Raw genomic sequence first — 23599 nt, 5'->3', positions numbered from 1 at the left:
GCCGGCAGGCAGCGGTGCGGGGTGCGCGGCGATACCGGTCACTCGTCCGCTCGCGGGGAGGAAACGGGCGCACCGCGGGCGAATACGAGCCCGGAGCGGCTCCACTCGGGCAGATGATTCCGTAGGCTGCACGATGACAACGACCGATGAAAAGGTGGGAGGCCGGTCATGACCCAGACCGCCCGTGGCGGCGTCGAGACGTCCACCGGGGCAGCATCGCAGCCCCCGACCTTCGAGTCGATCGATCCGCGCACCGGCGAGGTGGTGGACCGGCACCCGGTCCACGACGCCGCCGCGGTGCGGGAAGCCGTGCACGCCGCCCGGAAAGGCCAGTCGTGGTGGGCCGAACTCGGGTTCTCCGGGCGCAAGCAGCGGCTCGACTCGTGGCGCAAACTGCTGGCCCGCCGCTTCGACGAACTGGCGGGAAGGATCTGTTCGGAGACCGGGAAACCGCTCGACGACGCCAAGCTGGAACTCGTGCTGGTGATCGACCACCTGCACTGGGCGGCCGACAACGCGGAGAAGGTGCTGCGGCGTCGCAAGGTCCCCTCCGGCGTCCTCATGGCCCACCAGACCGCCACCGTCGAATACCTGCCGCTCGGCGTCGTCGGCGTCATCGGTCCGTGGAACTACCCGGCGTTCACCCCGATGGGCTCCATCGGTCACGCGCTGGCCGCGGGCAACGCCGTGGTGTTCAAGCCCAGCGAGCTGACCCCGGGCGTCGGGGAGTGGCTGGCGCGCAGCTTCGCCGAGGTGGTCCCCGAACACCCGGTGTTCCAGGTGGTGACCGGTTTCGGCGAGACCGGTGCCGCGCTGTGCGCGTCCGGGGTGGACAAGATCGCCTTCACCGGATCCACCGCCACCGGCAAGCGCGTCATGGCCGCGTGCGCCGAGACCCTCACGCCGGTGCTGGTCGAGTGCGGCGGCAAGGACGCGCTGATCGTCGACGCCGACGCCGACCTGGCCGCCGCCGCGGACGCCGCGGTGTGGGGGGCGATGTCCAACGCCGGGCAGACCTGCATCGGCGTGGAACGAGTCTACGTCGTCGACTCGGTCGCCGACCGGTTCGAGGAGATGATCGCCGAGCGCGCCGCCAAGCTGCGGCCCGGCGGCGAACCCAACGCCCACCTCGGCCCGATCACCATGCCCTCCCAGGTGGACGTCATCCGCCGCCACGTCGACGACGCGCTGGACCGGGGCGGCCGCGCGCTGGTCGGCGGGCGGGACTCGGTGCGCCCGCCGTTCGTGGAACCGGTGGTGCTCACCGATGTGCCCGAGGACTCCGAGGCCGTCACCGACGAGACGTTCGGGCCGGTCATCGTCCTCCGCCGGGTCCGCGACGTCGACGAGGGCGTGGAACTGGCCAACGACTCGCGCTACGGGCTCGGCGCCACCGTGTTCTCCCGGGCCCGGGGCCTGGAACTGGCCCGGCGGCTGCGCACCGGCATGGTCGCGGTCAACTCGGTGATCTCCTTCGCCGCGGTGCCGGCGCTGCCGTTCGGCGGGGTCGGCGATTCCGGCTTCGGCCGCATCCACGGCGCCGACGGCCTGCGCGAGTTCACCCGCGCGCAGTCGGTCACCCGGACCCGCTACCGGATGCCGCTGAACCCGATGTCCTTCGGCCGGTCCAAGGGCACCGTGCGCCGCCTGGTGCGCCTGATGCGCCTCATCCGAGGCCGGTGACCTGGCGGTCTTGCGCGTCGGATGAGCGAAAGGTTCCCTTGCTGTCACCTCGCCGCCCCGGTGGGGATGCGAGGGCGGCGGGACCGCGTGCACATTGCATCGCGGACGGCGTTGGCGAGGCAGCAAGGAGGCGATCGGTGAAGAAGATCATCAACGACCCGGCGACCGTGGTCGCCGAGTCGCTGCGCGGCATGGCCGCGGCGCACCCGGAGTTGCTCCGGGTGCGCACCGACCCGGCGGTCGTGGTCCGGGCGGACGCTCCGGTTCGCGACGAAGTCGCGGTCATCTCCGGCGGCGGCTCGGGGCACGAACCGCTGCACGGTGGTTTCGTCGGGCCGGGGATGCTCGCCGCGGCGGTGCCGGGCGCGGTGTTCACGTCACCGACGCCCGACGCGGTGCAGGCGGCGATCCAGGAGACCGACAGCGGCGCGGGCGCCCTGCTGGTGGTCAAGAACTACACCGGCGACGTCCTCAACTTCGAGACCGCGGCGGAACTCGCCGCTGTCGACGGCACCGACGTGCGCAGCGTCATCGTCGACGACGACGTCGCGGTCAAGGACTCCACGCACACCGCCGGACGGCGCGGCGTGGGCGGCACGGTGCTGGTGGAGAAGCTGGTGGGCGCGGCCGCGCAACGCGGTGACGATCTGGACGCCTGCGAACGCCTCGCGCGCCGCGTGGTCGGCCGGGTGCGCTCGATGGGCATGGCGCTCACCGCGCCCACCGTGCCGCACGTGGGCGAACCCAGCTTCGACCTGGCCGAGGACGAGATGGAGATCGGCATCGGCATCCACGGCGAACCCGGTCGGGCTCGGGTCCCGCTGACCTCGGCCGACGAGATCGTGCGGCGCCTGCTCGACCCGGTGGTCGAGGACCTGCCGTTCGCCGACGGCGACGACGTCCTGCTGTTCACCAACTCCATGGGCGCCACCCCGCTGCTGGAGCTGTACCTGGCGCACGGCATCGCCGAGCGGATGCTGGCCGAACGGGGTATCCGGGTGCGGCGCAGGCTGGTCGGCCCGTACATCACGAGCCTGGAGATGCAGGGCATCAGCCTGACCCTGCTCAAGCTGGACGACGAGCTGACCGAGCTCTGGGACGCGCCCGTGCGCACCGCGGCGCTGCGCTGGTGAGGAGAGAACTCGATGGGTTGCACAGCACATGACGTGATCGTCGCGCTGCGCTCGGCGGCGGCCGTCGTCGCCGAACACCGCGACGAGCTCATCCGGCTGGACCGGGCGATCGGCGACGCCGACCACGGCGAGAACATGGACCGCGGCTTCCGCGCCGTGGTGGCCAAAGTGGACACCGCGGCTCCGGAGACGCCCGGTGCCGTGCTCAAACTGACCGCCACGGTCCTCATCTCGACGGTCGGCGGTGCTTCCGGCCCGCTGTACGGCACGGCGTTCCTGCGCGCGGCCGCCGCCGTCAGCGACGTCACCGAGCTGGACGGACCGACCGTCGCCAAGGCGCTGCGAGCCGGCATGGAGGGCGTCATCGCCCGCGGCCGGGCGGCCACCGGCGACAAGACCATGGTCGACGCCCTGGCACCCGCCGTGGAAGCGGCCAAGTCCGCCGCCGAGGCGGGCGAGGGACCCGCCAAGGTGCTGTCGGTGGCCGCCGACGCCGCGCACCAGGGCGCCCAGGCCACCGAACCGCTGGTCGCGCGCAAGGGCCGGGCGTCCTACCTCGGCGAGCGCAGCGCCGGCCACATCGACCCGGGCGCTCGGTCGACCGCCCTGATCCTGTCCGCTATCGCCGAAACCGCGAGGTCACGTCAATGAGCGTCGGACTCGTCATCGTCTCGCACAGCACCAAACTCGCCGAAGGCGCCGCCGAACTGGCCCGGCAGATGGCACCGGAGGTCCACGTGATCGCAGCCGGCGGCATGGCCGACGGCACCGTCGGAACCGACTACGAGAAGGTCTCCGCCGCCCTGTCCGACGCCGACACCGGCGACGGCGCGGTGCTGCTCTACGACCTCGGCAGCGCGCAGATGGTCGCCGAACTGGCCGTCGAGTCCCTCGGCGACCCCGACACCGCCATCGTCTGCGACGGTCCGCTCGTCGAGGGTGCGGTCGCCGCCGCGGTGGCCGCCCAGGGCGGCCACGACCTGCGCGCGGTGGCCCGCGCCGCCGAGGCCGCGCGCGAAGGCGGCGAAGTCGCCGAACCCCGCCCGGCCCCCGCCGAAGAGGTCACCGAGGAACTCGAACTGGCCAACGAGGTCGGTCTGCACGCCCGCCCGGCCGCGCTGCTCGCCCGCAGCCTCACCGGCCTGCAGACCAACGTCACGATCGCCCTCGGCGACAAGCACGCCGACGCGGCCAGCGTCCTCGGCGTCATGGGCCTCGGTGCCCGCAAGGGCGACCGCATCACGCTCCACGCGACGGGCCCCGACGCCGACCAAGCCATCGAGCGCATCCGCGACCTGGCCAAACGCAACTTCGACGAGTAGGTGCGAGGAAGGGAACCTTCCTGTCACCGGTGATCGGAAGGTTCCCTTCATCGCGGTCTGTCGCGACCGCTGCGCGCGCTCCCGCCGGGATAGGCTGATCGCGTGTCGTCGCGCCGTCGCCTCCCCGCTCTGGTGATCCTCGCGCTGGTGTTGTTCGCGACCGGGTGCACGCCGACCAGACCGCCGCAGCCGGAAGGTGATCCGGGGACGAGCCAGGCGGTGCTCGGCGATCCGCGGACGGTCGATCCGTGCACGCTGACCGACCCGATGGCGCTGCGGGACTTCGGCGAGGTCGAGAACGCCGGGACGGTGTCGCTGGACTACTGCCTGTTGCACGTCCAGCTGGGCGGCGGCCAGTTGGCGCAGCTCGCGGTCGGGCAGTTGGAGCGGGTGGATCCGGGCCGGGCCGCGAACGGGGATCCGGTGGTGCCGCACGGCCCGGTGCGGGTCGTGCAGGACGCACCGCTGCCCGGCCACTGCGCCCGGCAGGTCCTGTTCACCGATTCCGTGGCGATGCAGGTGAGCGCGGACCTGCTGGTCGGCGAACCCGGCCCCGGGCTGTGCTCGGTCGCGCAGGCCGGTGCGGACGCGGCGCTCAAGGTGCTCGACGAGCACCGCGTCGGGCACCGGTCGTTCCCGCCGAACTCGCTGGCCCTGACCGACCCCTGCGCGGAGGTGGACCTCGCCGCGGTGCGGCGGATCCCCGGACTGGAGCAGGCGGAGCCGCAGGGCAGTCCGGCGCGGCACCAGTGCCTGTGGGGACGGGAAGCGGCCGACGCCCCGCGCGTGCAGTTCCAGCACACCGCGGGCGACCCGCCGAAGGTGCTGCACCAGGGCGCGTCCGAGCAGCAGATCGCCGGACGCCGCTCGGTGGTCAGCATCGTCGGGGGTGATCCGAGGCTGCCGCTGTGCAGCGTCGAGACCGGGCACGTGCCGTTCGGCGATCCGGCATCGGGGCAGGTGGAGGTCGCGATGCTGGTGGTGGCGATGCCCGGCCGGAGCGGGCCGGAGGCGTGCGACCACGCCCGCGACGTGGCCGCGGCCACCTGGCCGCACCTGCCCCGAGCTTGATCGACCCGGCGGTTACCGTGGTGGGCGTGCCTCGCCGCAACCGCCCTCGCCACCGGTTCACCACGGATGTCAGCACCCGCACCACGGGTGCCGTCTTCGGCTGGTCGCGCGTCGAGCAGACCCCCGACGGCGACTGGATGGTGCGCACGATCCCGGCGGAGCAGGCCACGAAGGTTTACCGGTGCCCGGGGTGCGACCACGAGATCCGGCCCGGTGTCGCGCACGTCGTGGCGTGGCCGGGGGCCGAGCAGGGCGGGGTGGCCGACCGCCGCCACTGGCACAACGGCTGTTGGCGGGCGCGAACCCGGCGCGGGCCGACGCGACGTTGGTCGTAGCAGGTCACACCCCGTCCACCACCCGTGGCGTGGGAGGATCGGGAGCGATGAGCACCGAGATCCGCGCCAACACCGTGCTCCCGGCACGCCGCGAGCCGATCACCCTGTACACCGCTGACGAGCTCGAACTCGTCGGGGAGCTCGCGCTCCCGGAGTCCCGGCCACCCCGGGCCACCCTGGTCTGCCTGCACCCGCTGCCCACCCACGGCGGCATGATGGATTCGCACCTGTTCCGCAAGGCGGCCTGGCGGTTGCCCGCGCTGGCCGACCTGGCGGTGCTCCGGTTCAACACGCGCGGCACCGCGAGCGAGGCGGGGCGCAGCGAGGGCAGCTTCGACGGGGGCAACGCCGAGCGGTTCGACGTGGCCGCCGCGTTGGAGTACGCGGAGTTCAACGACCTGCCGAACGTGTGGCTGGTGGGCTGGTCGTTCGGCACCGACCTCACCCTGGTGCACGGACTCGACCCGCTCGTGCAGGGCGCGGTGCTGCTGTCGCCGCCGCTGCGCTGGAGCACCGACGAGCACCTGCGCGCTTGGGCGGAGTCCGGCAAGCCGGTCCACGCGCTGATCCCCGAGTACGACGACTACCTGCGCCCCGACGAGGCCCGCCGCCGCTTCGCGGCGATCCCGCAGGCCGAGGTCGTCGGTTTCGCCGACACCAAGCACCTGTGGGTCGGCAAGGCCGAGGCGGCGCTGGACGCGATCGTGGCTGCGGTCGCACCCGAGGTCCCGACCCCGCTGCCGCGCACCTGGGACGGCCCGGCCGAGACCCGCCAGGTCAACATCGTCGATTCCTGAGCCCCCGGCCTGGCGCACCGCGTGCGGGGTTCCGCTCCGGCACGATGGGGCCGTGCACTACATCGAATCCGGAGTGGGAGAACCCCTGGTCCTGCTGCACGCGTTCCCGGTGGACGCGCGGATGTGGAACGGCGCGCGGGCCAGGTTGGAGGAGCACGCCCGGGTGATCACCCCGGACCAGCGCGGCCTGGGGGAGAGCCCGCTGGACGGGGCGTCGGCGCGGAGCCTGTCCGAGCCCCGGGAGCGCGCCGCCGCGGCCGCCAGTCCGAGCCTGGACCTCGTGGCCACCGACGTCCTCGCCCTGCTGGACCGGGTGGGTGTGCGGCGCGCGGTCTTCGGCGGGTGTTCGATGGGCGGCTACGTCGCGATGGCGATCCTGCGGACCGCGCCGGAGCGGGTGGCGGGTCTGCTGTTCGCCGACACCAAGGCCGCCGCGGACGACGAACAGCAGCGCGCCGGGCGCCTGGAGGTCGCCGACCGCGCCGAGCGCGAGGGCACCGCGGGCTGGCTCGCCGACAACACGGTGCCGACCGTGCTCGGCAGCACGACGCGGGAGCGCCGCCCGGATGTCGTCGAGCGCGTGCGCGAACTGGTCGACTCCCAGCCGCCGGACGGGGTGGCGTGGGCGCAGCGGGCGATGGCGGCTCGGCCGGACAGCAGCGAGGTCCTCCGCTCGTTCACCGGACCGGCCCTGGTGGTCGTCGGCGAGGAGGACACCCTGACCACGCCGGACCACGCCCGGGAACTCGCCGGGCTCCTCCCGGCGGCAGACTTCGTGACGCTGCCGCGGGTCGGCCACCTGGCCCCGGTCGAAGCTCCGGACGCCTTCGCCGACGCGGTGCTGCGCTGGCTGTCCTGACCGCGGCGCCCGGCTCGGCGCAGCCCGCGCGGGAGGCGCTGGGCGGGCCGGTTCAGCTCTTGGTCTGCTGGGCGATGTCGATGCGGGTCGCGCTGTGGTTGCGCTTCTGCTGCCCGGACTGGCCGTCCTCGGGCACCGGGAGCTGGATGCGGCGGGTCGGCTGGTCGTGCGGGTTCTGCGCCGGAGGCTGCTCGTTGCGGATCTTGTCGGTCGGCCCGTCGCCGTTGCCGCCGCTGGCGGGCTTCGCCGCCTGCGGCGCGGTTCCGCCGCGGTCGGCCCCGGGGCGCTGCGGCTGCTGCTCGGCGAGACCGTCCATCGCCAGCGCTTCTTCGGCGTCCTTGCGGGCCTGCTCGCGGGCTTCGGCGGCCGCGTCGCGCAGCTTCTCCTCCTCGGCCGCCTCCTGCTCCAGGCGGTCCAGCAGGGGAGTGGTCTGGCCGAGCATCTCGGCGGCGTCGCGGAGCTTGCCCGCGACCGCGTCCCGCAGCTCGGTCAGCGAGTGGACCTGCGCGTCGGCCTTGCTCAGGCGGCGCTGGACCTCCTCGGTCGTGGAGCCGAGGCGCTTGCGGGCGTCCTCGCGCGCGGCGACGACCAGGCGGGTGCTCTCGCGGGTGGCCTCGTCGAGCAGGCGGGTGGCCTCCTCGGTGGCCTCCCGGACCATCGTCTCGGACTTCTCGGTGGCCTCCCGGACGATGCGCTCGGCCTCCTGCTTGCTGGCCTGTTCGCGCTGCTCGGCGGCCTCGACGCTCTCCCGCTCGCGCTTCTCGGCCGCCTCGGTGGACTCGCGGGTGAGCTGCTCGGCCTCGGCGGTGGCGTCGCTGACCAGGCGGTTCGCCTCGTCGGTGGCTTCCCGGACCCGGCGGTGTGCCTCGTTGGTGCCCTCGCGCAGCCGTCGGTTGGCCTCCTCGGTGGCCTCGCGGACGCGCCGGTCGGCTTCGGCCTTGCTGGTGGCCTCCTGCTCGGCGAGGGTGCGCATGGCCTCGCTGCGGCGCGCGGCCATGGCGATCTCGAAGTCCTCCTCCACCTGGGCCCGGCGGGCTTCGGACTCCTCGTCGGCGCGCTTGCGGTTCTCCTCGGCCTCGCGGGTGATGCGTTCGGCCTCGGCCTTGGCCTTGTCCATCAGCGAGCGGTGCTCGGTCTCCATCTCGCTGCGCCGGCTGTCGACCTCGGCGATGAGCCGCTCGTAACGGGTGCGGAGGTTGTTGGCCTCGGCCTCGGAGCGCCTGCGGGTCTCGGCGGCGTCCGACTCGGCGCGCGACCGGATCTCGTTGGCCTCCTCCTGGGCCAGCCGTAGCATCCGCTGCAACCGTTCGCTGAGCCCCTCCAGCGTCGTCGGCGGCTTCGCGAGGCGTTCGACCTGGCCGCGCAGGCTCTCGACCTCCGAGCGGGCGGCTTCCAACTGCTTGGACAGGTCGTTCGCCTGCGAGACGGCGGCGTCGCGGTCCGCGGTGAGGATGCGGATGTCGGCGTCGAGCCGCTCCAGGTGTTCGTCGACCTGGGCTCGGTCGTACCCGTTCTTGCGAGCGAGGTCGAACCCCGAACCGAGGGGAAGCAGATCGCGGTCGTCGGCAAGGCCCATGCCTCCAAACTACCTGGAAGGCGACGCAGGTGTGGGAGGTGTGGCGCGGATCGACCGGTGTCGTCGGCCGTGCCCGGGCGGACGCGTGAGTCCGCGCGGGGCGCGTCTTGACCGGCTGGCCAACCAAGCTGACGATGGCGGGTGCGAGAACGGGCTTCGTGGAGGTGATCCGCATGGCCGACAGGTCCGGCGGTTCGGCCGTCAAACCCTGGATCCGCTGGCAGGACTGGTTCGCGGTGGTCCTGGGCGTCTACCTGGTCCTCGCGTCGCTGTGGACCGGCACCACCGCGGGCGCCACCACGGCGATGGTCGTGCTCGGCGCGCTGCTGGTGATCGCCAGCGCCTGGTCGCTCGCCATGCCCGCGTCCATGACCAGCGAGTACGCCCACATGCTGTTGGGCGTGCTGCTGTTCATCTCGCCGTGGGCCCTCGGTTACGCCGGCCTGGCCGGTGCGGCGTGGACCTCGTGGGTGATCGGCGTGCTGGCGGTGCTCGCCGGCGCGGCCGCGCTGCCCGAGGCCAACTCCGCGCAGCGGAGCGCGGCCGGGCAGCACTGAGCCGACCGCCGGCCCCGGCTCGCCGGGATCCGCGCGGCGACGCGGTATTTTCGGCGGCGGTCGTGATCGCCGGGAGGTGGTGGGTGATGGCACGGGCAGTCGGCGTCCGGCGTCGCCCGGAGCCCGCCGGTCCGGACCCGGGAGCCCGCGAGCGGATCCTGACCGCCGCCGGCGAGCTGTTCGCCGAGCACGGCTTCGACGCCACTCCGACGTCCCGGATCGCCGAACGCGCCGAGGTGCCCAAGGGCCTCATCCACTACTACTTCCGCCGCAAGCAGGACCTGCTCGCAGCGCTCGTCGAGCGGTTGCCCGAGGAACCCGTCGAATCCGAGCGGGTCGTGGTGCGCGGCGACGTGGCGGCGAGCCTGCGCCTGCTGGTGCGCGAACTGGACACCAGGACGGAAGCGTCCCCGCTGCTCAGTCGCGTGCTGTGGCGGGAGGCGGACACGCACGTGGCGGTCCGCCAGGCGTTGCAGCGGCGGTTCCGCGTGATCGTCGAGCAGATCCGGGCGGTGATCGAGGCGGCGCTGCCGCCGGACCCGCCCGGGCGGGACGTCGACACCGCCGCGCTGCTGCTCGCCCGGGTGGTCAACCACCGCCACTCGGTGGCCCGGCACGGCGAGCACGACGAACTCGACCGCGAGATCGCCTTCATCGCCCGGGCCCTGCAGCCCTGAGCCGGGCCTAGTGACCGTCCTCAGTGGACGGTTCGACGAGTTCCACCAGGACGCCACCGGCGTCCTTGGGGTGCACGAAGTTGATGCGGCTGCCCGCGGTGCCGCGCCGCGGCTCGTCGTAGAGCAGCCGGACCCCCTTGCTGCGCAGCGCGGCCGAGGCCGCCTGGACGTCGGTGACCCGGTAGGCGAGCTGTTGCAGGCCGGAACCGTTGCGGTCCAGGAACTTCGCGATCGTCGAGTCCGCCCGCAGCGGGGCGAGCAGCTGGATCTGCGCGGCACCGGTGACGTCCCCCGGCGCCCGCAACATCGCCTCGTGGACGCCCTGCTCCTCGTTGACCTCGGTGTGCGCGACCTCCAGGCCGAAGGTGTCGCGGTGGAAGGCGATGGCCGCGTCCAGGTCGGGGACCGCGATGCCCACGTGGTCGATGGCGGTGACCAGGCCGTTCAGTTCCGCTCGCATGGGCGAAGGGTAACGCGCGAACCCGGTGTCGCAGACCCCCGGAAGGCGCAAGATCGAATTGTCCCGCCGGTGCATCGGGTCAACGCTGCTGCTGATCGGCGCGTGGCCGATTCACCGGGGGAGGCGTCACGATGGTGGGGAAGCAACGTGGCACGGTCCGCGCACTGATCACCGTGCTGGCCGTGGCGGGTCTCGGGTTCACCGGACCCGCCGCGGCAGCCGCCGGACGGGACGGAACCGACTCCGGCGGGGACGGCCGCAGCCCGGAGGCCGACCGGCTGGCGCGGGAGCGCGCCGTCGTTCCGAAGGGTCCGCTGCACTTCGGCGCCGAGGCGTACCGCGCGGTGCGCGAGGCAGCCGAAGCGGCCGCGTCCACCGCGTCCTGCCCGATCAGCGCGGACGACGCCGCCGGGCTGGCGCTGGCCCCCACGTGGCCGGAGACCGCGGGTTCGGGCCGCGCGCCGTCGCCCATGACGTTGTCCCGCTACGACGCGCAACCCGCGCTCGCCGACCCGCAGCGCCGCGGCGGCGGGCTGTTCTTCAACCCCGGCGTGGGGATCTGGCAGCTCGACTCGGCCGGCCTCGGAGCCCGGGAGACCGCGGCCACCGCCATCGACTCGGTCGGCGCCGCGAACCGGATGGTCCCCTACGTCGTCGGCAAGTACTGCCGGGCGCGCGAGACCGCTCCGGACCGCGCCCGCGCCCGCGCGTGGTCCGACTGGCACGCCTGCGACCGGGGCGCCTGCGAGACGATCTTCCAGCGGCTGCGGACCGAGCGAGTGGTGGTCGACCCGGGCGTGACCAGGTTCGGCGGCGCCCAGCCGCGCACCTGCTCGTACGAGGGAGTCGACCACGACTGCCTCTACGTCGACCCGCGCCGGGCCGAGGGCGAGCGCGGCTGGACCGCCCCCGGCTACGGGCCCGCGCCGGTGCCCGCCCCGTTCTACGTGTTCACCTACGACCAGGGCGGGACCGCCTACGAGGTCCGCTACTGGCTCAAGGACGACAGCGGGTCGGGCGCGGACGTGTCCGCGTCCCGCGAGCTCGGCGTCAACGCGCGCACCAAGCTGACCTGGTCGGCCGAAGCCGGGCTCTGCGACACCACCGCCGACCGGGGCGCCTGCTGATCCTGTGTCGCCCGTCACGCGTGGCACCGGGTGTCAGCCCGGGTATGGTCCGGTGGGCCGTGCCCGACCCATGATGGGAGGGCGGCGTCGACGCGAGGCGGGAGGCAGCAGTGGGCAGCTCTGTGATCGTGGCGGGTGCGCGGACCCCGATGGGCCGGTTGTTGGGCTCGTTGAAGGACTTCTCCGGCGCGCAGCTCGGTGGGATCGCCATCCGGGCCGCGCTGGAACGGGCCGGGGTGCGTCCCGACCAGGTGCAGTACACGATCATGGGCCAGGTGCTCACCGCGGGCGCCGGGCAGATCCCGGCCCGGCAGGCGGCGGTCGCCGCCGGGATCCCGATGGACGTCCCGGCGCTGACGATCAACAAGGTGTGCCTGTCCGGACTGGACGCGATCGCGCTGGCCGACCAGCTGGTCCGCGCCGGTGAGTTCGACATCGTGGTCGCGGGCGGGCAGGAGTCGATGACGCAGGCGCCGCACCTGCTCACCGGATCCCGCGAGGGCTTCAAGTACGGCGACGTGCAGATGCTCGACCACATGGCCCACGACGGCCTGTTCTGCGCGTTCGACCAGGTCGCGATGGGTTCCTCCACCGAGAAGTACAACGCCCGGCACGGCCTGACCCGCCAGGAGCAGGACGCCTTCGCCGCGCGCTCGCACCAGCGCGCCGCCGCGGCGGCCGCCAACGGGATCTTCGCCGAGGAGATCGCCCCGGTCGAGGTCCCGCGGCGCAAGGCGGATCCGGTCGTCGTCGACTCCGACGAGGGCGTGCGCGGCGACACCACCGCCGAGACGCTCGCCAAGCTGCGCCCGGCCTTCGCCGCCGACGGCACCATCACCGCGGGATCGGCCTCGCAGATCTCCGACGGCGCGGCCGCCGTCGTGGTGATGAGCCGCGCCAAGGCCGAGGAGCTCGGACTGGGCTGGCTGGCCGAGATCGGCGCGCACGGCGTCGTCGCCGGGCCGGACGCCAGCCTGCACGAGCAGCCGTCCAACGCGATCAAGGCCGCCTGCGCCAAGGAGGGCGTCGACCCCGGTCAGCTGGACCTGGTGGAGATCAACGAGGCGTTCGCCGCGGTCGGCATCGTGTCCACCCGCGCGCTCGGCCTCGACGAGGAGCGGGTCAACGTCAACGGCGGCGCCATCGCGCTCGGCCACCCGATCGGCATGTCCGGCGCCCGCCTGGCGCTGCACCTCGCGCTGGAGCTGCGCCGGCGCGGCGGCGGAACCGGCGCGGCGGCGCTGTGCGGCGGCGGGGGTCAGGGAGACGCCCTGATCGTGCGGGTCCCCGGCGCCTGAACCTCAGAGCCTGTCTTGAAGCGGCTGGCGCCGCTTCCATTCAGGGGGTTCCCGGGGAAAAACCCGGAGATCTCCGGGAATCGCGCTCAACTCCATGATCGTTTTCGTATGTCCGGTTTACCCTGGACGTCATGAAATGGCTTCCAGGGGGATGGCAGCGGGCTGACACGGAGCGCGCGACCGTGCCGCGGGGGCGCGGCACCGCGCCTTACGCCGCGGAGCAGCAGACCGTGCGCCGGGAGCCCACCACCCGGGTCCAGCCGGGCGGCGGGCACCGGCCCACCACGCTCAGCGCGGACGCGTGGGACGTCGACGTCAGCGCCGTCGCGTTCAAGGTCCTCCTGGTCGGCGGGGGCATCAGCGGGTTCCTGACCGTGCTGTTCGCCGCGACCCTGGCCTACCAGGGCGGCGGCGTCGGGACGTGGTTCTGGCAACTGCTGTGCGGCGTGGTCTTCCTGTGGTTCGTGGTCTCGGCGCGCGGGATGCTCAGCAGCCGGGGCTTCCTGTTCGACCGCGGCGGCTTCTACGCGCGCACCCGCGGCGAGGTGTTCGGCGTGCCGTGGTCGGAGATCTCGGCGGTCGGTGTCGGCACTCTGCCGCCCGTGCAGCACCGGCGGCCGATCCCGCCGGACCAGCGCCACGCCCTGGAGATCTACCCGGCCGACCCGGGGTTCGCGGCGCGCCACCCGGAACTGGAGCGCTGGCGCGTGGAGGAACAGCCGTCCATGCCGGGCCTGCCGGGGGAGCGGTACCGGTTCCACCTGCCGCCGGTCGGGCGGCTGCCGAAGACCCTGGAGTCCGCGGTCCAGTCCGTCGCGCCGAGCAAGTGGGTCGGCCACTACCGCAGGCAGCTGCCGCCGCCGCAGCAGTGATCACCACCCCAGGCTGTCCAGCGGGTCGGCCGGGGTCAGCAGCGGATCGTCCAGGGTGAACGTGCGCGCCGTCCCCCGCCCGGTCGCGGCGGTCTCGAACCGCACCGTGACCCGCCCGTGCCCGGCCCCCTGCACCCAGCCGTGCCCGAACTCGGGGTGTTCGACGTCGTCCCCGGCCCGCCAGTGCCGCGGCGGCTGCTGCTCGACGGGGCGTTCCGCGGGCTCGGCGGGCTCCTCGGCGCGGGGCGGGTCGACGGGGTTGCCGAACAACGGCTCCTGCTCGGAGGTCGCCAGCCCCGAGTAGGACACGCCGACCAGCCGCACCGGCGTGCCGGGCGGGATCGCGACGGAGACCAGCCGCCGCGCGGCGGCGGTCAGCGAGGCCAGATCGCTGGTGGCCGAGGAGAACGTCTCCGCGCGGCTGATCGTGGTGAAGTCGGAGTCGCGGACCTTGACGGTCACCGTGCGCGCGGCGCGGCCGGACGACACCAGCCTGCGGTGCGCGCCCTCGGCGACGCCGACGACCTCGGCGAGGAGCTTCGCCGCGTCGGTGATGTCGACGTCGAACGTGGTCTCCGCGCTGACCTGCTTGGCCTCGGCCCGCTCGGCCACCGGGCGGTCGTCGATGTTGTGCGCGAGGCGGTGCAGTTCGGTGCCGTGCGCCTGCCCGAGCAGCGAGGTGACGTCGTTCGGGTGCAGCGCCGCCAGCTCGCCGATGGAGTGCACGCCGATCCGGTGCAGCTTGCCCTCGGTGACCGGCCCGATGCCCCACAGCTTGCGCACCGGCAGCCCGGACAACAGCTCCAGCTCCTCGTCCGGCGGCACCACCAGCATCCCGTCCGGCTTGGCCAGCCCCGAGGCGATCTTGGCGAGCTGTTTGCCGGAGCCCGCGCCGATCGACGCGCTCACCCCGACCTCGTCGCGGATCCGCTCGCGCAACCGGGTGGCGAACCGCTCCACCGCGGCCGTCTCCGCACCGGCGAGCTCGTCGGGTTCCAGGAACGCCTCGTCGATCGACACCTGCTCCACGACCTCGGACGAATCCCGCACCACACCCAGCACGCGGCCGCTCACGGCCTGGTACACCCGGAACCGGGGCGGCAGCACCACGGCCACCGGGCAGCGCCGCCGGGCCTCGGCCATCGGCATCGCCGACCGCACCCCGTACTCGCGCGACTCGTAACTCGCCCCGGCGACGGTCCCCCGCGGGCCCGCTCCGCCGACGAGCACCGGACGGCCGCGCACGGTGGGGCGGGTCAACTGCTCCACCGACGCGTAGAACGCGTCCATGTCGACGTGCAGCACCCACCTCCGCATACCCACATTGAAAGCGATTCCCCCGACAGGCGGGAGTGTTTCGGAAGTGGCTTTGCGTGGCGGTGCCGGTGGCGGAACCTCAGCGGCCGTCTCGGCTCCGGGAGCCCCGACATCATGTAGCCCCCTACACCACGTCGGGGCTGTCCTCGCGAGACGACCGCTGAGAACCCGCGGCGGTGCGGGCTGCGAGACCACTCACCGAAAGAGAAAGCGGCTGGCGCCGCTTTTGAAACACGCGCTGGTGCCGCACACCGCCGGGACGCCCGATCAGGGTGTCAGCGCAGGTGGGCCCAGGCGTAGGTGGTCATCGCGTCGCGCATGTAGGCGGCCATGCCCTTGGGCTTCTTGCGCTCGATGCGCTTGCGGAACTTCGGCTGGTTCACGTAGAGCTGGGCCAGCCGCAGGTAGGAGTCCCGGTCCGGGGTCCAGAAGTTGCAGAGCCAGCGGTAGTGGTCGTGGATCGCCTGCTGGGCGCGCGGGTCGTCGTTGGTCACCCCGGTGGCGAACAGCTCGGCTATGCGGGAGCTGATGCGGTTCCAGTCCTCGCCGATCCGGGCGGCCATCGCGCGCCGCTGCTCCTCGGTGAGCGCGGTGCCGCTGTCGAGGTTCCCGATCAGCGCGGTGCCGTCCTCCACGGCTTCGGACTGGTCGAGACCGGAGTTCCCACCCAGCTGCTGCACGGCGTCCCTTCCCCCACCACGGTCGAACACCCGTAGTGACCGTCTGCCTGGTCGTGTTCGGGCAGCGTCACCTGCCCGTGGCACACTAACCGAGCGCGATCATTGCCGCGTGTGATTGGGGAGATCCGCTACAGCCCTGTGACGAGGTCGGAACCGAGAAGAAGTGCCACGGCCTCAGCCGCGGTCCCGCTCCGCGGAGTCGTCGTCGGTTTCCGGCTCGTCCTGCTTCGGCGGTGCGAGGAACACCACACCGCTGTCCAGGTCCAACGGTCCGCCGGGGTCGTGCTCGCGGCCCGTGCCGCCCTGATCGCCGTCGTGCCGCAACCTGCGTCCGGGGAACAGTTCACCGTACTTGCCCATGCCCCCACGGTAACCGTCCGAACGCCCCGTCGAAGGCCCGAAAGGGCGGCGGTGCCGCGTCCGGGCACCGCCGCCCCTCCGCCGCGGGAGTCCTGTGTGGTCAGTGCCGCCACGGGGCGGGCGGGGTGCAGTGCACCGCCGTGATCTCCCCGTCGAGACGGGCCGGTCCGGCGGCGTGCGGGATGACGACGGTGCTGCCGCGGCGCACCGGCACGTCACCGCCGTCGGACCGCAGCTTCCCGTCGCCGTCCAGCACGATCAGCACCCCGAACGACGGGGCGAGCTCGGCGGCCCCGTGCAGGCGCTCCGCGCCGAAGAACGGCGCGGCCTGCTCGGACAGCAGCGGAACGCGCGGCGCGTCCTGCCCGCCCGTGCGCCGGATCAGCGACGACAGCACCGCATCGCCGAAGCCGGTCCGGTTGACGGTCTCCAGCGCCGTGCGGTGGTCCATGCCGAGGAAAGCGCTCTCGGCGTCGGCCAGGAAACCGTCCCATTCCAGGGTGATCGAGAAGTCGGTCGGCTGCTGCAACTCGACGATGAACACCCCGGCCCCGATCGCGTGCGGGGTGCCGGCGGGCACGAGCACGGTGTCGCCCGGCTGCACCGGGATCTCGTTGAGCGACCCCAACATCGCCGAGGAGTCCTGTGTGGACACCCACTCGTCGACCACCTCGGGTGCCACGTCGTCGCGGAAACCCAGGTACACCACCGGATTCGGACCGCTCGTCCCGACCACGACCCACGCCTCGGTCTTGCCGAACCGCGACCCCAGGTGCCGCCGGGCGAACTCGTCGGACGGGTGGCAGTGCACCGGCAGCCGCTGGCCGGCGTCGAGCAGCTTGACCAGCAGAGCCGTGCTGTCGCCGAACTCCGCGACGTGCTCGGGGCCGAGCCACTCGCGCGGTGCGGCGGCGACCGCGTCGCGCAGCCACCGCCCGTCGGGCAGCCGGGACAGGCCGGACTCGGCCTGCCCGAACCGGGCGGTCGTCGACGCCACCCAGTCCTCCGGGCCGAACTCCCGGTCGTCGGTGGCGCCGCGCAGCGCCGCGATGGACGATCCGCCGCGGTAGAACTGGCGCGGCTGGTTGGCCGGCAGCTCCACCGGACCACTGTGGACGGAACTCAAATCCTTACCTCTCCAGAACCTCTGGCCAGCAGTCGGGTCGGGACCACGACGCGGCGCGGCGGCGAGGTGTCGCCGTCGAGCCGGGCGAACAGCGCCTCGGCCGCTGACCGGCCGAGCGCCCAGGTGTCGTGGGTGACCACGGTGATCGGCGGATCGAGCAGGTCGGCGAGCTCGAAGTCGTCGAACCCCACCAGGGCGGGCCGGTCCGGCCTGCCGCTCAACGCCCGCAGCACGTGCACGGTGATGCGGTTGTTGCCCGCCACGAGCGCGGTGGCGCGCCGGAGCGGACCGGCCAGCGCCGCCGCCACCGACTCGTCGGTGTGCGGGCCCATCCGGACCAGCTCGGGGTCGAACCGCACGCCCGCGCGTTCGCACCCCTCGCGGAAACCGCGGACCCGCTCGGCGGCGGTGTGGATGTCCGGCGCGTCCCCGAGGAAGGCGATCTCGCGGTGCCCGAACCCGGCCAGGTGCCGCGCGGCCTGCGCGGCACCACCGGCGTTGTCGATCAGCACGGTGTCCGCGTCCAGGCCGCCCGGCGGGCGGTCCACGAACACCACGGGCGTCCCGGCCCGCATCTCGTGCCCGATGTAGCCGTGCTGGCTGCCCGCCGGCACGACCAGGAGCCCGTCGACGCGCCGGGCGCAGAACTCCAGCACCAGTTCCCGCTCGCGCTCCGAGCTCTCGTCGGACGAACCGGTGAGCACCTGCTTGCCCTGCATCCGCGCGGCTTCCTCGACCGCGCGGGTCAGCACCGAGTAGAACGGGTTCGCCAAGTCCTCCAGGACGAGCCCGAGCGTTCCGGTGCCGACGCCCCGCCGCAGGTTCCGCGCCGACAGGTTGCGGCGGAACCCGAGCCGGTCGATCGCGGCGAGCACCCGTTCCGCCGTCGCCGGGTGCACCCCGCTCTCGTCGTTGACCACCCGCGAGACCGTCTTGATGCTGACGCCCGCCGACCGCGCCACATCACTCATGGTGGCGCGTCGAACACTCCCCGGATCAGACAACGTTGTCATGGCGAGCGGAATTGGAACCCACCGGAACACCCCGTGTCAACGCGCCGGACTCGACCGGCCCAGCGCCGGGCTGGCTAGCCTGGGCGCATGGCTGATCATGTGCAGGTCGTGACGACCGCGGATTCCGAGGAGTCGGCCGCCGAGCTGGCGCGAGGCGTGGTCGAGGCCCGGCTCGGGGCGTGCGTGCAGGTGGTGCCGATCCGCAGCTTCTACGTGTGGGAGGGGGCCGCCCAGGACGACCCCGAGTGGCAGTTGCAGATCAAGACCTCGGCGGCGCGGTTGGACGAGCTGGTCGCGCACCTCGAACAGCACCACCCCTACGACGTCCCGGAGGTCATCGCGACGCCGATCGTCGGCGGCAGCACCGCGTACCTGTCCTGGGTGGACTCGGAAACGCGCAGGTAGAACCCGGTTTCGGCGGACCGGGTCCGGTGTGACCGGGCGCACGCGCCACACTCCGGTGGAGGTGCTCGTCGACGGAAAGTGGGTGCGAAGTGCCTCGGAGTTACGCCGGTTGGTTCCGCCTCGTCGCGGTCGCCGAGGCGGTGTCGTGGATCGGCCTGCTGGTGGCGATGGCGTTCAAGTACGGCTTGGGTGAGCCGCTCGGCGTCACCGTGATGGGCTGGATCCACGGCCTGGTGTTCACCGCGTACGTGGTGACCTGCCTGGTGATCTTCAGCCCGTTGCGCTGGCGGTTCGGCGTCCTGGTGCTCGCCCTGGTCGCGTCGGTCCCGCCGCTGGCGTCGGTGTGGTTCGAGCGCTGGGCGCACCGCCGCGACCTGTTCACCGAGCGCGACTCGGTGGAACCGACGTTCTGGGGCCGCGTCCGCTACGTGCTGCGCGAGCTGAACTAGAGCCCGTTCCACGAGCGCCGGCAGCTTCTTCCATCGGTGAGCGCGCCCGCAGCTCACCGCTCCCGGCGCCGCCGCGCGAAGCGTTTCCGGGACTGCCCTGCCTAGAAGTCGCCCGCGGCGTGCCGGACCTTGCCGAGCAGTTCGGTGAGCTGCTGGGTCTGCCGTTCGGTGATCCCCGCCAGTCCGAAGTCGATCGCGGTGACCGCCTCGGTGGCCTTCTCCATCAGGTCGCGCCCCTCGTCGGTGATCTCCACGAGGGTGGTGCGCCGGTCGGTCGGGTGCGGGACGCGCCGGACCAGCCCGTCCTGTTCGAGCCGGTCGACGATGTTGGTGACGCTGGTGGGGTGCAGCTGGAGCCGGTCGCCCATCACCCGCATCGGGAGGCTGCCGCGCCGCGAGAAGGTCAGCAGCACCAGCGCCTCGTAGCGGGCGAAGGTCAGGTTGTGCGGACGCAGTGCGCTGTCGACGGCGGACTGCAGGATCTGCTGCACCCGCATCACGCTGGTGACGGCGGCCATCGTCGTCGCCGGGCCGACCCGCTCGGCCCAGATCTCGGCCGCTCGGGCGATGGGGTCGAAGGGCAGCGGACTACGGGTGCTCATAGCGTTCGACGCTAGCAGCGCCGCACTCGACCGGTTGATCCCTGTGGGCGCGATGTTCGAGCGGTGCGGCCGGTCGAGCGGCATGATCGGAACCGGACGACCGATCACGAGGAGGTTGCGGACGTGCTGGTGGCGTTCAGCGTGGCACCCAGCGGTGCCGGGGACAGCGACAGCGTCGGCGAGGCGGTGGCGGCGGCGGTCAAGGTGGTCCGGGAATCCGGTCTGCCGCACGAGACGACCGCCATGTTCACCACCATCGAGGGCGAGTGGGACGAGGTGATGGACGTGGTCAAGCGGGCCACCGAGGCGGTGTCCTCGCGGGCGCCGCGCACCAGCCTGGTGATCAAGGCCGACATCCGCCCCGGCCACACCGACCAGCTGCACCAGAAGGTGCGCAGCGTCGAGGAGCACCTGCGCGAGGGCTGAGCACGGAAACGGGGGTGGTGCCCAGGCACCACCCCCGTCGTCTCCCTGCGGCGTCAGGCGCTCGGGTGGTCGACCACCGGCGCGTTGACGCAGTCACCGGTCTGCGGCGACAGGATCGGGACGATCACACCGATGAGCGCGCCGACGTTGTCGTTGCACAGCTGGACCGGCACGGCGCTGATGTTGTTGCCGTCGATGGCGTTGATGCCGTCGTTGTCTGCGCTGTCCGCGAACGCGGCGGTGGAGCCCAGGGTCATCGCGCCGACGGCGGCGGCGCCGACAACACCGGCAACACGGGTGGCAATACGCACTGTTTTGTACCTCTCGTTGAACTTCGGGCAGGAGGTCCCCACAGACGGAGGCCCCGCAGACCCACGAGGGGACAGCCGTCCCTCGCGGGTTCTGCATCCCTTTCGGCGATCACCGCGGCGGGACCTGAGGGCTGAGCACGAACGCCACCTGATCGAGTGATCAACCTTCACTCGTCAGTTTTGATCTTGGGTGTGCTCGGCGTGTCGTGTTCGGGGGTTGTGGTGCGGGCCCCGGAAAAGTCCCGCGACATCGGCCGCCCAGCCACCGCGCGCGTGGCGCGGCGTGTCAGGATGGAGACGTGACGAGGCCGGATCCACGCCAGAACGCAGCCATGTCCGCCGCGATGGCGGGCGCCGTCGACCTGTCGGCACTCAAGAGCAGGGCCGAGGCCGCCGCCCGGGCGGCCGACCAGCCGACCGCGAACGGCAACGGCGCCTCCGGAGAAGCGGGCGCCTCGATCGTCGACGTCACCGAGGCCACCTTCCAGGCCGAAGTGGTCGAGAAGTCCATGCAGGTGCCGGTCGTGGTCGACCTGTGGGCCACCTGGTGCGGGCCGTGCAAGCAGCTGTCGCCGGTGCTGGAGAAGCTGGCGCAGGAGAGCGGCGGCTCCTGGGTGCTCGCCAAGATCGACGTCGACGCCAACCCGCGGATCGCGCAGCTGTTCCAGGTGCAGTCGGTGCCGATGGTCATCGCGATCGCGGGCGGCCAGCCCGTCGACGCCTTCGCCGGTGTGCAGCCGGAACCGCAGCTGCGGCAGTGGATCGACTCGCTGCTCGACGCGCTGCGCGACAAGCTGCCCGGCATCCGCGCCGCGGAGGAGGGCGCCGCCGACGCCCCGGTCGAGGAGGAGCCGGAGGACCCGCGGTTCACCGCGGCCGAGGACGCGCTGGAGCGCGGCGACTACGCCGCCGCCGAGGCCGCCTACCAGCAGATCCTGGCAGCCGAGCCGGACAACGAGCAGGCCAAGGCCGCGCTGGCGCAGGTCCGCTTCGTCGCCCGCGCCGAACAGGCCGACCCCGGCGCCGTGGCGCGCGCCGACGCCGCGCCGGACGACGTGGAGGCGCAGATCGCGGCCTCCGACGCGCAGGTCGCCACCGGTGAGGTCGAGGCGGCGTTCGACCGGCTGGTGCGCACCGTCAAGCGGACCTCGGGTGACGAGCGGGACAAGGCGCGCAAGCACCTGCTGGAGATGTTCGAGCTGTTCCCGGAGGGGGACGAGCGGGTGCTCAAGGCACGCCGGGCGCTGGCCAGCGCGCTGTTCTGACCTTTCACGTCAACCTGCGCCGCAGCGCAGTGGCCTCGCCGCCGGTGAGGCCGCCCGCGCGCAGGTGATCGGCCACGTCGAGCGATCCCACGGTGCGGCGGATGACCGCGCGTTCCGTCGCACCGCGCTCGGCGAGCAACTGCCTGATCCGCGGCGTGTCGTCGCGGGGTCCCGCCGCGGTCAGGTGTGCGGGGTCGTCGGAGCGCGCGACCGCGCCCCATCGGACGCGGCCGGTGGCCAGGCCGCCCAGGTCGCGGGCGTTGAGGCAGCCTTCCCAGTGCAGTGCGCGTTCGTCCACGACCTCCACGACGCGCGGCGCGGTGCGCTGGTTGTCGTCGGGCGCGGGCTCAGTCGGCGTACTTGGTGGTGCAGGGGTTGAGGCCCTGCTGGAAGCCGATGCGGAACGCCTCCACGCGGGCGAATCCCGCCGGGACCTGGTCGCCGTTGACGTTGGCCGCGATCAGGCTGTCGTCGCCCAGCAGGGCGGCCACGCCCTCGTCGACGTCCCCGGGCGCGATGCGGAGTTTGCCGACCGGGTTGCGCCGTCCGATCGGGTCCTCGACCAGCAGGCCGCTCCAGGCGCCGACCATGCACGCGGTGCGCAGGCCCGCCTGGGCGTCGTCCAGCCGCAGGCCCGCCGACTGCTGCACCGACAGCGCGTACCGCGAGGCGACCTGGGCGTAGGCGGCGAAATCGCCGTAGCCGGACGCGGAACCCTTGCGCGGCGGGGTGGCGATCCGCTGCAACTCGGGGATGTCCAACGAAATCGTGTTGGTCTCCGGGCAGAACGCGGCGGGCGTGGTGGCTTTCCGCGCGCCGCACGCCTGCGTCCCGGCGACGATCTTCGGCGGCGCCGCGCCCGTGTCGCGGAACACCTCGTGCAGGCTGTCCGACACGGCGTCCAGGCTCCTGCGGTCGACCGGCAGGTCCTGTTCCTGCTGCTGCTTCCAGAAGCGGAACTGGGTGGTGCGCGCGCGGACCTCGTCGCGGGTCATCTGCGCGCAGCGCCGCGGCCCGTCGCTGAAGCCGAACTGGAACGCGCTGACCCGGTCGAAGGCGCTGCCGTGCGCGTCGGCACCGGTGAAGTCGGTTTCGCCGGGCGCGTCCCGGATGTAGTTGAGCACGCCCATGGCCTGGTTCAGCCCCTGGCCGGTGGAGATCTGGAAGTACTTCGACGACCCCTCGGCGACGTGCCGGAAGTACGCGCCAGCGAAGCAGTCGGCCTGCTGCTCCTGCACGATCACCGGATCGTCCCGGGTGACCGTTGCGGCCCGGGTCTGGACCGCGTGGCCCATCTCGTGCGCGAGGACGGTGACCACCGACATCGGTCCGAAGCTCGCGTTGAGCCGGGGGAGCAGCTGCCCGCGGTCCCACGCCACGACGTCCTCGGACGGGCAGTAGAAGGCGTTCGTCAGACCCGCGGTGTTCTCCCCGCACAGCTGGGTGCCCGGACCCGCGGAGTCGTAGGAGATGAGCCGCTTCACCGGGGCGAACTGCTTGCCGTCGAAGGACTGCGGGAACTGCGCGCTCCAGTAGTCCTCGATGTCGGCGACCGCGTCGCGGGCGAGCTCGTCCATCTCCCCGTTGACGCCGCCGTCCACCGGCAGGTCCGACCGGCCGGATCCGGGTTTGCGCCCGCTCGGACCGTTGGTGGCGGGCAGGCCGGCGACCTCGGTCGTCGAGTAGCTGCCGAACGTCGTGGGAGTGCCGCTCACCGTCCTGGAACACCCGGTGACGACGGTGCTGCACGCGAGCAACGACATCACGGTCGCGGCGATCCGCCTGCGCGACCGGCTACCGGCCGATTCCACCACCACTGGCTGCCCCATCCTGCGGTACCGAAGATCCTCCGCCGGATGAGCCTATCGGGTGGCCGTC

At 72.8% G+C, this 23599-nt stretch carries 29 protein-coding genes; 18 read left to right on the top strand and 11 right to left on the bottom strand.

Features of this window, described 5'->3' with window-relative positions; genetic code table 11:
* Nucleotides 1-168: 168 nt before the first annotated feature.
* The 8 genes from NV263_RS25515 to NV263_RS25480 all read left to right on the top strand — a co-directional run bounded on the left by NV263_RS25515 (nucleotide 169) and on the right by NV263_RS25480 (nucleotide 7200).
* Nucleotides 169-1683: an aldehyde dehydrogenase family protein gene (locus NV263_RS25515; RefSeq protein ID WP_263249162.1), complete on the top strand. Its 1515-nt coding sequence runs from the start codon at nucleotides 169-171 to the stop codon at nucleotides 1681-1683.
* Between the two features lie 137 nt (nucleotides 1684-1820).
* A complete protein-coding gene (gene dhaK, locus NV263_RS25510; protein ID WP_263249161.1) occupies nucleotides 1821-2816 on the top strand; it encodes a dihydroxyacetone kinase subunit DhaK in 996 nt (331 codons plus the stop codon).
* 12 nt (nucleotides 2817-2828) lie between these two features.
* Nucleotides 2829-3467, top strand: coding sequence for a dihydroxyacetone kinase subunit DhaL (gene dhaL / locus NV263_RS25505; protein WP_263249160.1), 639 nt, complete (start codon nucleotides 2829-2831; stop codon nucleotides 3465-3467).
* The gene (gene dhaM / locus NV263_RS25500; RefSeq protein ID WP_263249159.1) at nucleotides 3464-4138 is read left to right on the top strand and encodes a dihydroxyacetone kinase phosphoryl donor subunit DhaM; all 675 of its coding nucleotides are present in this window, start codon (nucleotides 3464-3466) and stop codon (nucleotides 4136-4138) included. Before dhaL ends, dhaM begins: the two co-directional genes overlap by 4 nt.
* Before the next feature lie 102 nt (nucleotides 4139-4240).
* A complete protein-coding gene (locus NV263_RS25495) occupies nucleotides 4241-5209 on the top strand; it encodes a DUF3558 domain-containing protein (protein ID WP_263249158.1) in 969 nt (322 codons plus the stop codon).
* Nucleotides 5210-5235: 26 nt separating this feature from the next.
* Complete coding sequence (locus NV263_RS25490; protein WP_263249157.1) at nucleotides 5236-5544, top strand: hypothetical protein; 309 nt, start codon at nucleotides 5236-5238, stop codon at nucleotides 5542-5544.
* 47 nt (nucleotides 5545-5591) lie between these two features.
* Complete coding sequence (locus tag NV263_RS25485; RefSeq protein ID WP_263249156.1) at nucleotides 5592-6341, top strand: alpha/beta hydrolase; 750 nt, start codon at nucleotides 5592-5594, stop codon at nucleotides 6339-6341.
* A 52-nt stretch (nucleotides 6342-6393) separates the two neighbouring features.
* Nucleotides 6394-7200: an alpha/beta fold hydrolase gene (locus tag NV263_RS25480; RefSeq protein WP_263249155.1), complete on the top strand. Its 807-nt coding sequence runs from the start codon at nucleotides 6394-6396 to the stop codon at nucleotides 7198-7200.
* Nucleotides 7201-7252: 52 nt separating this feature from the next.
* Here NV263_RS25480 and NV263_RS25475 read toward each other — a convergent pair whose 3' ends face one another.
* Nucleotides 7253-8776 carry a coiled-coil domain-containing protein gene (locus NV263_RS25475; RefSeq protein WP_263249154.1) on the bottom strand — a complete coding sequence of 508 codons (1524 nt, stop codon included), beginning with the start codon at nucleotides 8774-8776 and terminating at the stop codon, nucleotides 7253-7255.
* Between the two features lie 173 nt (nucleotides 8777-8949).
* Between NV263_RS25475 and NV263_RS25470 the strand changes: the two genes are divergently transcribed.
* Together NV263_RS25470 and NV263_RS25465 are read left to right on the top strand one after the other, a co-directional pair.
* Nucleotides 8950-9333 (top strand): SPW repeat domain-containing protein, encoded by a 384-nt coding sequence (locus NV263_RS25470; RefSeq protein WP_263249153.1) that lies wholly within the window; start codon nucleotides 8950-8952, stop codon nucleotides 9331-9333.
* A gap of 86 nt (nucleotides 9334-9419) precedes the next feature.
* The gene (locus NV263_RS25465; protein ID WP_263249152.1) at nucleotides 9420-10010 is read left to right on the top strand and encodes a TetR/AcrR family transcriptional regulator; all 591 of its coding nucleotides are present in this window, start codon (nucleotides 9420-9422) and stop codon (nucleotides 10008-10010) included.
* A gap of 7 nt (nucleotides 10011-10017) precedes the next feature.
* On the opposite strand, the gene mce is transcribed toward NV263_RS25465, so the two are convergent.
* Entirely contained in the window at nucleotides 10018-10470 is a 453-nt protein-coding gene (mce, locus tag NV263_RS25460; protein WP_263249151.1) for a methylmalonyl-CoA epimerase, read from the bottom strand.
* A gap of 131 nt (nucleotides 10471-10601) precedes the next feature.
* Between mce and NV263_RS25455 the strand changes: the two genes are divergently transcribed.
* The 3 genes from NV263_RS25455 (at nucleotide 10602) to NV263_RS25445 (ending at nucleotide 13767) form a co-directional block, all read left to right on the top strand.
* On the top strand, nucleotides 10602-11597 hold the full coding sequence (locus NV263_RS25455) for a hypothetical protein (RefSeq protein ID WP_263249150.1): 996 nt from the start codon (nucleotides 10602-10604) through the stop codon (nucleotides 11595-11597).
* A gap of 110 nt (nucleotides 11598-11707) precedes the next feature.
* A complete protein-coding gene (locus NV263_RS25450) occupies nucleotides 11708-12895 on the top strand; it encodes an acetyl-CoA C-acetyltransferase (protein ID WP_263249149.1) in 1188 nt (395 codons plus the stop codon).
* Between the two features lie 131 nt (nucleotides 12896-13026).
* Nucleotides 13027-13767, top strand: coding sequence for a hypothetical protein (locus NV263_RS25445; RefSeq protein WP_263249148.1), 741 nt, complete (start codon nucleotides 13027-13029; stop codon nucleotides 13765-13767).
* Here the strand turns inward: NV263_RS25445 and NV263_RS25440 are convergent, their stop codons facing one another.
* From NV263_RS25440 to NV263_RS25420, 5 genes are all read right to left on the bottom strand, one after another.
* Nucleotides 13768-15084 (bottom strand): DNA polymerase IV, encoded by a 1317-nt coding sequence (locus tag NV263_RS25440; protein WP_263249147.1) that lies wholly within the window; start codon nucleotides 15082-15084, stop codon nucleotides 13768-13770.
* A 275-nt stretch (nucleotides 15085-15359) separates the two neighbouring features.
* Nucleotides 15360-15764: a TipAS antibiotic-recognition domain-containing protein gene (locus NV263_RS25435; protein WP_263249146.1), complete on the bottom strand. Its 405-nt coding sequence runs from the start codon at nucleotides 15762-15764 to the stop codon at nucleotides 15360-15362.
* Nucleotides 15765-15938: 174 nt separating this feature from the next.
* Nucleotides 15939-16124 carry a hypothetical protein gene (locus tag NV263_RS25430; protein WP_263249145.1) on the bottom strand — a complete coding sequence of 62 codons (186 nt, stop codon included), beginning with the start codon at nucleotides 16122-16124 and terminating at the stop codon, nucleotides 15939-15941.
* Between the two features lie 100 nt (nucleotides 16125-16224).
* Entirely contained in the window at nucleotides 16225-17226 is a 1002-nt protein-coding gene (locus tag NV263_RS25425; protein WP_263249144.1) for a class I mannose-6-phosphate isomerase, read from the bottom strand.
* Nucleotides 17227-17246: 20 nt separating this feature from the next.
* The gene (locus tag NV263_RS25420; RefSeq protein ID WP_263249143.1) at nucleotides 17247-18221 is read right to left on the bottom strand and encodes a LacI family DNA-binding transcriptional regulator; all 975 of its coding nucleotides are present in this window, start codon (nucleotides 18219-18221) and stop codon (nucleotides 17247-17249) included.
* 129 nt (nucleotides 18222-18350) lie between these two features.
* On the opposite strand from NV263_RS25420, the gene cutA reads away from it, so the two are divergent.
* Both cutA and NV263_RS25410 read left to right on the top strand, forming a co-directional pair.
* Complete coding sequence (gene cutA / locus NV263_RS25415) at nucleotides 18351-18668, top strand: divalent-cation tolerance protein CutA (RefSeq protein ID WP_263249142.1); 318 nt, start codon at nucleotides 18351-18353, stop codon at nucleotides 18666-18668.
* Between the two features lie 89 nt (nucleotides 18669-18757).
* Nucleotides 18758-19117, top strand: a complete 360-nt coding sequence (locus NV263_RS25410; RefSeq protein WP_263249141.1) for a DUF3817 domain-containing protein — start codon at nucleotides 18758-18760, stop codon at nucleotides 19115-19117.
* A gap of 101 nt (nucleotides 19118-19218) precedes the next feature.
* On the opposite strand, the gene NV263_RS25405 is transcribed toward NV263_RS25410, so the two are convergent.
* The gene (locus NV263_RS25405; protein ID WP_263249140.1) at nucleotides 19219-19719 is read right to left on the bottom strand and encodes a MarR family winged helix-turn-helix transcriptional regulator; all 501 of its coding nucleotides are present in this window, start codon (nucleotides 19717-19719) and stop codon (nucleotides 19219-19221) included.
* Nucleotides 19720-19842: 123 nt separating this feature from the next.
* Here NV263_RS25405 and NV263_RS25400 point away from each other — a divergent pair, with 123 nt between their 5' ends.
* Nucleotides 19843-20145 carry an MTH1187 family thiamine-binding protein gene (locus NV263_RS25400; RefSeq protein WP_263249139.1) on the top strand — a complete coding sequence of 101 codons (303 nt, stop codon included), beginning with the start codon at nucleotides 19843-19845 and terminating at the stop codon, nucleotides 20143-20145.
* 53 nt (nucleotides 20146-20198) lie between these two features.
* Here NV263_RS25400 and NV263_RS25395 read toward each other — a convergent pair whose 3' ends face one another.
* Entirely contained in the window at nucleotides 20199-20402 is a 204-nt protein-coding gene (locus NV263_RS25395) for a hypothetical protein (protein WP_263249138.1), read from the bottom strand.
* 386 nt (nucleotides 20403-20788) lie between these two features.
* Between NV263_RS25395 and NV263_RS25390 the strand changes: the two genes are divergently transcribed.
* Nucleotides 20789-21721 (top strand): tetratricopeptide repeat protein, encoded by a 933-nt coding sequence (locus NV263_RS25390; RefSeq protein WP_263249137.1) that lies wholly within the window; start codon nucleotides 20789-20791, stop codon nucleotides 21719-21721.
* 4 nt (nucleotides 21722-21725) lie between these two features.
* Here the strand turns inward: NV263_RS25390 and NV263_RS25385 are convergent, their stop codons facing one another.
* Both NV263_RS25385 and NV263_RS25380 read right to left on the bottom strand, forming a co-directional pair.
* Nucleotides 21726-22019, bottom strand: a complete 294-nt coding sequence (locus tag NV263_RS25385; RefSeq protein WP_263249136.1) for a tyrosine-protein phosphatase — start codon at nucleotides 22017-22019, stop codon at nucleotides 21726-21728.
* Nucleotides 22020-22068: 49 nt separating this feature from the next.
* On the bottom strand, nucleotides 22069-23436 hold the full coding sequence (locus NV263_RS25380; RefSeq protein WP_263249135.1) for a neutral zinc metallopeptidase: 1368 nt from the start codon (nucleotides 23434-23436) through the stop codon (nucleotides 22069-22071).
* Between NV263_RS25380 and NV263_RS25375 the strand changes: the two genes are divergently transcribed.
* A complete protein-coding gene (locus NV263_RS25375) occupies nucleotides 23426-23581 on the top strand; it encodes a hypothetical protein (RefSeq protein WP_263249134.1) in 156 nt (51 codons plus the stop codon). The genes NV263_RS25380 and NV263_RS25375 overlap by 11 nt on opposite strands.
* Nucleotides 23582-23599 lie beyond the last annotated feature (18 nt).

This window comes from Saccharopolyspora rosea, assembly GCF_025643595.1.
GTDB lineage: Bacteria > Actinomycetota > Actinomycetes > Mycobacteriales > Pseudonocardiaceae > Saccharopolyspora > Saccharopolyspora rosea.
Note: the sequence above shows the minus strand (reverse complement) of the source record. Positions and strands in the feature narration are given on the sequence as shown.